The sequence below is a fragment of the Agromyces humi genome (assembly GCF_009720255.1).
In the GTDB taxonomy this organism is placed as follows: Bacteria; Actinomycetota; Actinomycetes; order Actinomycetales; family Microbacteriaceae; genus Agromyces; species Agromyces humi.
In genome coordinates this window covers 26,797-36,426 of record NZ_WJSP02000011.1, presented here as the reverse complement: position 1 = coordinate 36,426, position 9,630 = coordinate 26,797, and the positions used below count along the sequence as shown (strand labels likewise).

The window sequence follows — 9,630 nt, the reverse complement described above, 5'->3', positions numbered from 1 at the left end:
GAGGACGAAGCTGCAATCTCAGCAGAGGCGCTGGCCGAGTTCCGCGAGTGGACGCTCGAGCGGCAGCAGGCGAAGGGTCGCCCCTGGTGGAAGTTCCTGAGCTCCGAAGAGATCTACCAGCGCGGCCGCGAGATCGGATTCGCTGCCGGCGTCCGGCACGCCGAATCGCTGAAGGCAGGTGCTCCGGATGCATGACCTCGAACTCGAGCTCTCGATCGAAGAAGCGGACACCGCCTACGCCGAACTCGACGAACGCCGGGCGGAACTCGACGCGGTCCGGGAAGACCTACTGGAAGCGCGCGAGACCCTCGACGAGGCGCGCACCGGGCTAGACCAGGCCGCCGCCGACCTCGACGCCGCCTACGCACGGCTCGACGCCGATACTTCGGCAGTGCAGGCGCGAGTGGCGGCGACGTTGGCGGGGTCTGCAACGGGAGTTTCAGGACGAGAGGACGAACGATGACGGACTTCAGGGTCGACCCAGCCAAGATCGACGCACGAGTGGCCGCGTACGAGGCACTCGCTGTTCGCGAGGATGAGATCGCAGAGGCGCTCGAATCCCTTGCCGACGACAAGCGCCGCAAGGCGTCCAGACTCCGCGAGCAGAACGCCGCCCTGCTGGAGACGGCACGAAAGTACGGCTACCCGGGAGCCGACGAGGCCGAGCGACGACGCGCCTACCAGGCGGGCGAATGGTGCGGAGAATGCCGGTTCGGCGTCGTCGAGAACCCGCCCTGCTGCACCCTCCCCGAAACGCATGTGCCAGAGGAGGTCGACCGTGGCTGAGGGCCCGATTCTGGAACAAATGGCGGCGGCTATCGCCCGCTCCATGCCCGGTTGGAACGAGGACACCGACGACGGCCCGCTCACATCTCACTGGGAGAAGGTCAACCAGACATGCCTCTCAATGGCCAGGGGGTACGCCAGCGCCGCCCTCGAAGCGATCGCCAACACGGCCGACGAGTGCCATAGGTGCGGAGTCGTTCAGCCTCCTCCCCGTCCCGGATCGGACGGGCATGATGCCGGGTCGAACCGTGGCTGAGCGGCAGACGGTCGAGCAGCACGTCGCGCGACTCCGCGGCATCTGGGGCGACCGTGACGATCAGGTGCGCTGGCACCTCTACCGGGCCGTCTACCCCGACGTGCGCTGGTACAGCACCTCACTGGACCCAGACGCCGAGGCCCACGCTGCTGCCCTGGCTGCGATCTGGGAGGCTGCCCGTCTCCCCGGACCCGCCGATGCAGGGGAGGTCGGCCATGGCTGATTGGGAGATCGAGTTCAAGGTTCGGCGGAACGGACGCGTGATCGTGGGCTTCCAACGCTCGCTCATCTCGCGAGCTGAGCGCAGGCGGATGGCAGAAGCGGCGGCCGCGCCGTTGGCCGAGCCGCCTCAGTCGAACCCCAACTGGTGGAAGACGCCAGCCCATGAAACAGAAGGTCAGGCGGCCGGGCGATGAGACCCACCAGCCAGAGTCGACCGGCCGTGCCGGAGCGGTTCGCGATCGCTGAGCTCGACAAGTGCGTCTGCGGGATGCGCTGCTTCGAGGTCACCGACACCGGCGACGGCAGCACTGTTCGCGCACATGTCGGAACACTCGACCCTCACAATGCAGCGCACCGTGCCGTCCGTGAGCTGCTTTCGGCCGAGCGCCAGGCCCGCTCGGCTGGGACGGCCACCGCTGCTGAGTTGCTGGCTGAACGGCGGGCGCAGGGGCTGACCGCCGCTGACCTGCCGCGGTCGCCAGGCGTTTACGCCGAGGATCTGGCGTGCGCGCCGAAGTGGGGATACATCACCGGTGAGCGGTATTGCGCTGTGCACGGCTGCGCGGCGGGATGGCCCTGCACGCACACCGCACCCGCATTGCGTATCCCGACGGCACCCGACGACACCGACCGCTGGATCGGGATCGGGCCGCCACCCGAGCACCGAGGAGACCACCGATGACCGTCATCCACCGCGACCGGACGTTCACCGTCGACGGCGAAACGTACCAGTGCGCACGAGGCGGCCCGTACGGCTCAGGCGACACCTGGGCTGTCTGGCGCGCCCGGGACGGGCGAACGGTCCACGACGACTTCGACACCCTCGCGGACATCCGCCGATACGTGGACGAGTCGATCGAGAACGGGTGGCCGCTCGTCGAGCCGGATGAGCCGACGGGGTGGGACCCCGACGATGCGCTGTACCACTCGCCGGCAACGTATGGCGGGCAGCCGGTCCCCTCTTGAGGAACCCCGGATCACCGCGCATGGTGCACCCGTACAGCCCACCTCCGGAAGGACCATCATGCTCCGCGAAGTCGTCGCCATCCTCGAGCTGGACGAGCCACGCGAGGACAAGGTCCTCGCCGCCGCGCAACGGCTGAACAAGGTGATCACGCTCCGCGCGCAGTCGGCCGGCATCCTATACCCGCACGTCACCCCCGACGTGTACGCGCTGCACATCACGGTCGTCTTCACGATCTACACGCCGTCGGACAAGGACCCGGACCTGCGGCTCGAGGCGGTCCTCTCGAACTTCGCCGACGAGGCGTACATCAAGACCGGTGCGATCGTCCCGACCTTCTTGGACGGCCGGCACGAGCCCGGGTCGCTGCTCACCGGCCGCTGGGTGGTGAAGAAGCACGCCACCCGAGAGGACGGCGACAACGCCGTCCTCGACGACATCGACGACTACGACGAGGTCGAGCTCACCAACGGTGTCCACCTGATCCGCGGCCCGATGTCCCGCGAAGGCGGGCAGGAGAACGTCCTCGGCCTGAACATCCGCGCGAAACTCGCCGACGGGTGGACGATCCGCCCAGCATGACCTCCGCGCATGTCGTGAGCATGAAGCACACCGACCAGGTCACCGCCACGCCCGACGACACGGACGCCATCCTCGCCAAGCACCGCAAGGAGCTCACAGACCGCGGATACGTCGACATCGACGAGCACCGCGGGTTGAAGGTCGGCGCGCGCGTCCACCACATCGGTGAGAAGTGGTGGGAGGCCGGTGAGAACGGCACCGCCACCGTCGTCGCGATCCTGGAGAAGAACCCGTCCAGCTGGTCGTGGGGCGGACGGCCGGACATCGAGCTGATCGCCCAACGCGATGACCCGTCCTGGGGCGGCCCGTTCGGCCGTTGGGCGGACTACCACACCGCCCTCGCCACCGGCCCTCTCGAACTGTAGGAGCAGCGATGGACTACGACGACCTGTACCCGGGCCTCCGGGTCAACTACCGCGGCGAGAACGTCACGGTCCACTGGGCCGACTGGCGTCGTGAAAACGTCCGCATCGGCTTCGATGACGGCCGGCCCGCCGAGATGGTCAGCCCCGACGAACTTGCTCCCGCGATCGCAGACCCCGACATGGACGCGCTCATCAAGCTCGAGCTCGCCAGCACCACCAGCATCGCCTCAGACGGGCACCCGTCCATCGGGATCCGCACGAACGAAGCCGCCGCGCACCTCGTCCTGCACTCCACGTGGCTGGCGGACAAGATCGCCGCGGAACGCGCGGACGCTGCCCGTGCTGCGACCCTCGAGCTCCGGGAATCCGCACTGCCCGATCGCATCTGACAACGCTCTGACGCATCGAAAGGAACATGATGACCGGCATGCTCGGCCGTGACCCCCGCCGCCCCTTCGAAGGCGGCTGCGGGAACGGATGCTGCAACACGAAAGCCGACCACCGGAAAGCGAAGAAGGCGGTCAAGCAGGCGGAAGCCCGCGAAGTCGCCGCGACGATCGCTGAGGAAACCGGCCCGTCCGACTTCGACTGCGGCTGGGATGACGCACGCAGCGGGCACCTCCCATCACCGACCGGGACCAAGGAGTACAAGGCCGGCTACTGCGAGTTCCTCGCCGCGTCAGGCACCGACAAATACTGCCCCGAGTACTACGCGCCCGAAGGGCCCTACCGGACGGAGACACCCCGATGATGGGGCTGGGCGCTGTCGGGGGTACCCTCGGCCAGCGGTTCCAGTGATCATCTCTGGACATGGGAATGACGAGTCGGCACCCGCGCATGTACAGCACGACCACCTTCAGGGAGGAGACCGCCGGATGGCGCTCGTGAACATGGCCGGCCGGATCGTGTGGGTCACAGACCTGCGTCTCGCTTGCACGGTGAAGGGTTGCCGGTGGGAGTCCGCTGGCCGAACTTGGAGGTGGCAGGCCCGTCGGGATCTTCGCCGGCACATGTACGCGTCACATCCGGCCCCTGGGGACACCGTCCCGGCTGACGGGGTGCTCTCCGATGCGTTGCTGTGGTCGCTGCCTGACCGGCCGCGCGGCCGATCGAATGCGGACTTCGACCCGCCCGGTCCTAGCGGCGGCAGCGGCGGCGGCCTGTTCGGCTGGTTCGACCTTTGAGCGCGCGCAGGGCTCGCCGTGCACGGCCGATCGCAGCGGCGATCGTCGCCTGGCGGTATCTCCCGCGTGAGGATGAGCTCGGCCCGGTCCCGAAGAAGCTTCGCAACGATCCGGCATGGCGTGCGCAGCACCTGACGAACCCGCTGTTCCGAGCTCAACGGAGGATCGAGGGCGCGACGCACCAATGGGTGCTCGCCGCCTGACCAGCCGTCAGGCGCCGCTGAGCACCGTCACGTGCACCGACGGGTGCCGGTGACGTTCCAGTTGGGCGAGGAACTCGGCTGACGCCCCGCGGACGATGACGTTCCGTGCTCCGCGGCGTGCCAGTTCGGTGAGCAGCGTCTTCGTGAACTCGTCGGTCACCGTCGACACCTGGCGGGCGTGGATCGCAACATCTGCCCCGTCCAGACGGTCCTGGACTCCGTGGGCGACCGCCTGACGGGCGAGCTCCTCCGTGCCGGCGAGACGGCCGAGGACGATCGTGTTCGAGCGGGAATGCTGGACGCCGTAGTCGATCGCCACCTCGAGCGCGATGCCGAGGTACCGGAGCTCTGACATGGTGAGGTCCTGCCGGCCGTTGACGATGTCCGGCACCATTTCGACGTCGACGCCGAGCTGTTCGGCGACGTGTTCGTCGGTGATCCCGGCGACGCGCTGGTGCTCGGCGAGATCCTTGAACAGCTGCTCCTGCGCGGCGAGCAACGAGTCGGCGATGAGTTCGGAAATGGGCGACCTCCTTCAGTGGGTACACCGACACCATGCGCGGGACATCCCGCGCATGTGTCTGGCGTGACGAGCACCCGCGCCGAACGTCGATCGGATCACCCAACCCTGTGACCTCGACAACCCCTCGGCGACGACCGTCGGCGGCCACTCCAACCAGGCGGCGTCCCACCACACCTCGAACCGTCTCCGCACGAGGCGTCTCCGCCCGGACCACACCGCCGGCACCACCGCGCCAGGCGACGGTCAGCCCCATCCGCCCCGCGCGCACAGCTTCAAGAAAGCGCCGGCAGCCGCCGGTGGTCCGGCACATCCTCCTCGTCCGTGACAAGACCCTCGGGTTCTTCCTGTCGGACTCTTCGACGTACTACATGCTCCTCGGCCTGGTCGTCCTCATGGTCGCGTTCGGGTTCGTGATGGTGCTGTCGAGCTCGTCGGTGGAGTCGAAGATCGAGGACGGCGGGTTCTTCGAACAGTCCCTCCGCCAGGGTGTGTTCGCCCTCATCGGCGTTCCCGTCCTGTACGTCGCCTCGAGACTCCCTGAGCGGTTGTGGATGAAAGCGGCGTGGCCGTCGATGATCCTCTCCTGCATCATGCAGCTGCTCGTCGTGTTCACCCCGCTCGGCATCGAGGTCGGCGGGAACACGAACTGGCTTGCCCTCGGCCCGGTTCAGTTCCAGCCTTCCGAAGCGATCAAGGTGTCGATGGTCCTCTGGCTGGGCCTGATCGTCTCCCGAAAACAGCATGTGCTGAACGACCTGAAACAAGGCCTCGTCCCGGTGCTCGTCACCGGCGGCGGCGCGATCGGCTTGGTCCTCCTCGGCGGCGACCTCGGCACCGTCATGGTGATGGCCGGGATGCTGTTCGGGGCGTTGTTCCTCATCGGTGTCAGGCTCCGCACCCTCGCCATCCCGGTGTCCGCCGGCCTGCTGCTGTTCACGGTGTTCGCCCTGACCAGTGAATCCCGGATGCGTCGCATCGCGTCGTTCCTCACCGACTGCACCCAGTCGAACTCCGACGACTGCTGGCAGATCCAGCACGGCACCTGGGCTCTCGCGAACGGCGGGATCTTCGGTGTCGGGCTCGGGAACTCCACCGCGAAATGGTCATGGCTGCCGGCCGCCGACAACGACTTCATCTTCGCGATCATCGGGGAGGAGCTCGGCATCCTCGGCGCCACCCTCGTCCTCGCCCTGTTCGCCGTCCTCGCCGTCCTCCTGTACCGGGCGATGGCGAACGCGACCACCCCGTACGGGACAGCCGCGTCAGCAGTCGTGTTGGTCTGGGTGGTCGGCCAGGCAGCGGTGAACATCGCCGTCGTCCTCGGCGTGATGCCGATCCTCGGCGTCCCTCTCCCACTCATCTCCGCCGGCGGCACCGCGCTGCTCACCACGATGTTCGCCATCGGTGTCGCCATGTCCTTCGCCCGCACCGCCACCCCTGAACAGGAGCTCCGCTGATGCCCACCCTCACCACCGCCAGACCGAACACCCTCACCGCCCTCTTCAACCAGCAGGTCGGCCATGTGAAGGTCACCGACCTGCATGCGTTCACCGACGACTGGCTCACCCAGCTCGCCCGCCACTGGGAGGACTGGAAGGTCGTCGGCGACGGCATTCTCTTCCCCGGCAGAATCGACCGCCACACCGTCATCCGCGTCGCGCCCAGGACGATGCTCGAGGCCGCCGCCACCGGAGCAGACATCGTCTACTGGGACATCGCCGACGCGATCGGGATCCTCTCCGTCGACCAGGACGGTGACGGGGCTGTCATGACCGGCGACCGGTACGACGGCGACCCGGAATCGGTCGCAGCGGCCGAGCACCGCCGCCTGACGATCCTCGAGGCGGCCCGCGTGGTCGCCGGGTTCCAGGCGGCGCTGCCGCAGCACGCCACGGCCTGAGCAATGACGAACGCCGCCACCCTCGGAGGGAGGTGGCGGCGTTCGCTGTCCCGGTTGTTGGATGCGGGGGTCGGGACGTTCCGAATGTAGGACGCCCGCGGCGGCCGTGGGGAAATTCTTCTGGCCGCGCGTTCGCGCGGCCCGTTCAGGCTGCGACGACCATCGCTCGTCGCGCCACCTCGGCTTCGAGTGCGTCCGCCTGAGCCACCCAGAACGCTTCGCTGCGCTCGGCGGCGGCCAGCGAGTAGGCTGCCGCGCTCACGGCGTTGACCGCCTGCCGGTGCTGCTGGTGTGCGAGCGCGATGTGCCGCTCGAGGGTGTTGTCGGTGAGCTCTCCCGCCCACGGAGCTGCCGGGAGGTTGATCTCGGCGGGGACGGAGGGGAGGTGGGTGACGTTGCTGTTCATGCGGGGCCTTTCGTTGCCACCCACATGCGCGGAATCACCGTCGGAGCGGATCTTGGCGCTGTCCCGGCTCTTGTTCAGATGCCGCCACCACAGCGGCCAGCCCAGTCACAGGAGTCGCATTCGACCTCGTCGCCGCGGGGGTCGTTCTCCTGCTCGATCATCTCACCGCACGCGGGGCACTCCCACCGGTACCAAACCCCTTCGAAGGCCGCCTCGAGCTCCTCGCCGTCCATCAGTCGATGCCGCGCTCACGGAGGCTGAGGAGGTGCGGGTGGGTCTGCGCGATCTCGCGGGCGTCGGCGAGGTAGTTGTCCCGGGCTTCCGGTTCGGCGTGCTCCCACTCCCCTGCCCCGTACACGTGGTCGTGGAGGCTGGCGGCGAGCCGCTCGATCCCTGGGCCGGTGTGCTGCTCGTCCAGCGGGACGGTGACCGTGCCGACCATGATGTCCTCCGCCGAGGTGACCTTGTACGGGCCGGCCGCGGTGTCACCGTCGGCGTACACCGAGCAGATGATCGAGTTGAACAGCTGGCTGAACCGGCGGATGTCGATCTTGTCGCGGTCGAATTCAAGCTCGAGTCTCATGGTCAGCGGACCTCCTCTGCGTAGTCGCGGCCGGTTTCGATGCCCTGGTCGAACACGACGCCGTCGTTGACGTTCACCCGGACCCGATCGAGGCCGAGGCCGTCGAGGTTCGTGTCGATCTGCACGACCATCGCGCCGTCGAGCGCCATCCACGTCGTCACCGACGCGCGGGGCTCCTCGTCGCCGGCGAACACGAAGTCCGCCTGCTCGCTGTGCACACCAGTGCCGGGGATGTCGTCGAGATCCGCATCGAGGCGGTCCGGGACGCCCATGACGAGCTCGACAGGGTCGGTGGGGTTGCCGGTGATGTCCGCGGCGAGGGCTGCGAACTGCGCGGCGAGTCGTGCGAGGTGACGGGTCTCGGCCTGCGCGGCCAGGCGGATGAACTCCTCATCGTTCGTCGTCAGCGACGCAGCCGACTCGTCGACGATCTCGTGGTAGTCGCGGAGCAGGTCGGCAGCTCGCCGCCGGACCGCGGTTAAGTTCGTCGTCATGGGATCTCCGTTCGTCGGCCGGCTCGAAGCCGGATCGCTCTTCTCAGGACATCCATGCGCGGGGTTGCCGACCCGCGCTGGTCCGAGGAGCATGCGATGCGAGGGGACGAGGAGGGGCGAAGTGACGGCCGCTGAGTACGCTGCCGCGATTGTGAAAACGGGCGAACCCCTGTCTTGGGCTGCGCTTGAACGCGCCGCGTTCGCCGAGCATCCGGACGTGCTCAAGGCGCTCGATCCGCCACCGAGGTCCCAGGCCGAGCGCGGCGACGCCCACCCCGTTCACCGGATCGGCGTCTGGGGGCTGGTGCTCACCGGCGCGCTGGCAGGGATTGCAGCGGTCGTGCCGATCGCCGCGGCGATTGTCATCGCCCTCCCCCAGAGCTTCGGCTGGGATCCGGTCGTTTGCGTCACGATCGCCGCCGTCGCCGCGATCCTCTACATTGCAGCGGTCACCGCAGAACTGATCCGCGACCGGAAGCAACTGCCGAGCGGACGCCTCACCGCCCAGCTGTTCACCAACGCCGGATTCAGCACCGTGGCCGCCTTCATCGCATACGACATCACAGGTGGGGCACCCACCGTACAGACGGCATGGGCGGTCGCGACCATCGGGGCAATGGCGGTCGCCAGCATTGCCGGAGCGCTCCACACCATCGTTCGTCGGAACCACATCGCCGCGGGAGCGGACGTCGAGGTCCTCCCAAGCGAAGAAACCGCCCTTCTCGCGTTGCGGCTTCCTGACGCCGAGCGGGCCCGCATCATCAAGGACATCGACGAGGCGGTCGACCTCCTCGAGAAGGAACGGGTGATCCAGACTGAGGTGGCTGAAAGCGTGAAACAAGCCGATCTGGGCACCATCACCGCTGAACTCGGCTGGCAGAGCCCAGCCCGCGGCTAACCAGTCACAGTCGGCCGCTGCCGGCGAGCTCCTCGACCTTGCAGACGTTGCAGACGGTGTCGTTGTCCTCGGGCCGCTCCACGACCGTGTACTCCGGGTTCTCCGGGGCGTCGTCCGCGTCCGCGGCCATCGAGTACCCGTCCGCGTCGTACTCGACCAGGTGCACCTCGCACGCGGCCGTCTCGTTCATCGGCGCGCCCGACGGGTCGGGGGTGTGGATCGCGTAGATCAGCATGGGGTGCTCCTTCTTCTCGGAGCGTTCAT

21 protein-coding genes are annotated in these 9,630 nt (G+C 67.9%); 15 read left to right on the top strand and 6 right to left on the bottom strand.

Annotated elements, in window-relative coordinates:
• The 12 genes from GH736_RS02720 to GH736_RS02665 all read left to right on the top strand — a co-directional run.
• Nucleotides 1–195, top strand: a 195-nt coding sequence (locus GH736_RS02720; protein ID WP_159600023.1) for a hypothetical protein, incomplete at its 5' end; no start/stop codon positions are given.
• Entirely contained in the window at nt 188–463 is a 276-nt protein-coding gene (locus GH736_RS02715) for a hypothetical protein (protein ID WP_159600021.1), read from the top strand. The genes GH736_RS02720 and GH736_RS02715, both read left to right, overlap by 8 nt.
• The gene (locus GH736_RS02710; protein WP_159600019.1) at nt 460–786 is read left to right on the top strand and encodes a hypothetical protein; all 327 of its coding nucleotides are present in this window, start codon (nt 460–462) and stop codon (nt 784–786) included. Before GH736_RS02715 ends, GH736_RS02710 begins: the two co-directional genes overlap by 4 nt.
• The gene (locus GH736_RS02705) at nt 779–1,042 is read left to right on the top strand and encodes a hypothetical protein (protein WP_159600017.1); all 264 of its coding nucleotides are present in this window, start codon (nt 779–781) and stop codon (nt 1,040–1,042) included. Before GH736_RS02710 ends, GH736_RS02705 begins: the two co-directional genes overlap by 8 nt.
• Nucleotides 1,035–1,265 (top strand): hypothetical protein, encoded by a 231-nt coding sequence (locus GH736_RS02700; protein WP_159600015.1) that lies wholly within the window; start codon nt 1,035–1,037, stop codon nt 1,263–1,265. Before GH736_RS02705 ends, GH736_RS02700 begins: the two co-directional genes overlap by 8 nt.
• Nucleotides 1,258–1,458, top strand: a complete 201-nt coding sequence (locus GH736_RS02695) for a hypothetical protein (RefSeq protein WP_159600013.1) — start codon at nt 1,258–1,260, stop codon at nt 1,456–1,458. Before GH736_RS02700 ends, GH736_RS02695 begins: the two co-directional genes overlap by 8 nt.
• A gap of 26 nt (nt 1,459–1,484) precedes the next feature.
• A complete protein-coding gene (locus tag GH736_RS02690) occupies nt 1,485–1,946 on the top strand; it encodes a hypothetical protein (RefSeq protein ID WP_159600011.1) in 462 nt (153 codons plus the stop codon).
• Nucleotides 1,943–2,230 (top strand): hypothetical protein, encoded by a 288-nt coding sequence (locus GH736_RS02685; RefSeq protein WP_159600009.1) that lies wholly within the window; start codon nt 1,943–1,945, stop codon nt 2,228–2,230. Before GH736_RS02690 ends, GH736_RS02685 begins: the two co-directional genes overlap by 4 nt.
• A gap of 58 nt (nt 2,231–2,288) precedes the next feature.
• Complete coding sequence (locus tag GH736_RS02680) at nt 2,289–2,810, top strand: hypothetical protein (protein WP_159600007.1); 522 nt, start codon at nt 2,289–2,291, stop codon at nt 2,808–2,810.
• A gap of 20 nt (nt 2,811–2,830) precedes the next feature.
• Entirely contained in the window at nt 2,831–3,175 is a 345-nt protein-coding gene (locus GH736_RS02675) for a hypothetical protein (RefSeq protein ID WP_159600005.1), read from the top strand.
• Nucleotides 3,176–3,183: 8 nt separating this feature from the next.
• Nucleotides 3,184–3,564, top strand: a complete 381-nt coding sequence (locus tag GH736_RS02670; protein WP_159600003.1) for a hypothetical protein — start codon at nt 3,184–3,186, stop codon at nt 3,562–3,564.
• Nucleotides 3,565–3,593: 29 nt separating this feature from the next.
• Nucleotides 3,594–3,926, top strand: coding sequence for a hypothetical protein (locus GH736_RS02665; protein WP_159600001.1), 333 nt, complete (start codon nt 3,594–3,596; stop codon nt 3,924–3,926).
• A gap of 643 nt (nt 3,927–4,569) precedes the next feature.
• Here GH736_RS02665 and GH736_RS02660 read toward each other — a convergent pair.
• Nucleotides 4,570–5,061, bottom strand: a complete 492-nt coding sequence (locus GH736_RS02660; protein WP_159599999.1) for a hypothetical protein — start codon at nt 5,059–5,061, stop codon at nt 4,570–4,572.
• A 320-nt stretch (nt 5,062–5,381) separates the two neighbouring features.
• On the opposite strand from GH736_RS02660, the gene ftsW reads away from it, so the two are divergent.
• Nucleotides 5,382–6,542 (top strand): putative lipid II flippase FtsW, encoded by a 1,161-nt coding sequence (ftsW, locus tag GH736_RS02655; protein ID WP_159599997.1) that lies wholly within the window; start codon nt 5,382–5,384, stop codon nt 6,540–6,542.
• Nucleotides 6,542–6,985, top strand: a complete 444-nt coding sequence (locus GH736_RS02650; RefSeq protein ID WP_159599995.1) for a hypothetical protein — start codon at nt 6,542–6,544, stop codon at nt 6,983–6,985. Before ftsW ends, GH736_RS02650 begins: the two co-directional genes overlap by 1 nt.
• Nucleotides 6,986–7,130: 145 nt before the next feature.
• On the opposite strand, the gene GH736_RS02645 is transcribed toward GH736_RS02650, so the two are convergent.
• The 4 genes from GH736_RS02645 to GH736_RS02630 all read right to left on the bottom strand — a co-directional run bounded on the left by GH736_RS02645 (nt 7,131) and on the right by GH736_RS02630 (nt 8,468).
• Nucleotides 7,131–7,391, bottom strand: a complete 261-nt coding sequence (locus GH736_RS02645; RefSeq protein ID WP_159599993.1) for a hypothetical protein — start codon at nt 7,389–7,391, stop codon at nt 7,131–7,133.
• 74 nt (nt 7,392–7,465) lie between these two features.
• Nucleotides 7,466–7,624: a hypothetical protein gene (locus GH736_RS02640; protein WP_159599991.1), complete on the bottom strand. Its 159-nt coding sequence runs from the start codon at nt 7,622–7,624 to the stop codon at nt 7,466–7,468.
• Entirely contained in the window at nt 7,624–7,974 is a 351-nt protein-coding gene (locus GH736_RS02635) for a hypothetical protein (RefSeq protein WP_159599989.1), read from the bottom strand. Before GH736_RS02635 ends, GH736_RS02640 begins: the two co-directional genes overlap by 1 nt.
• Nucleotides 7,975–7,976: 2 nt before the next feature.
• Entirely contained in the window at nt 7,977–8,468 is a 492-nt protein-coding gene (locus GH736_RS02630; protein ID WP_159599987.1) for a hypothetical protein, read from the bottom strand.
• A gap of 121 nt (nt 8,469–8,589) precedes the next feature.
• Here GH736_RS02630 and GH736_RS02625 point away from each other — a divergent pair, with 121 nt between their 5' ends.
• Complete coding sequence (locus GH736_RS02625; protein ID WP_159599985.1) at nt 8,590–9,366, top strand: hypothetical protein; 777 nt, start codon at nt 8,590–8,592, stop codon at nt 9,364–9,366.
• Nucleotides 9,367–9,370: 4 nt separating this feature from the next.
• Here GH736_RS02625 and GH736_RS02620 read toward each other — a convergent pair whose 3' ends face one another.
• On the bottom strand, nt 9,371–9,601 hold the full coding sequence (locus GH736_RS02620; RefSeq protein WP_159599983.1) for a hypothetical protein: 231 nt from the start codon (nt 9,599–9,601) through the stop codon (nt 9,371–9,373).
• Between the last annotated feature and the right edge of the window lie 29 nt (nt 9,602–9,630).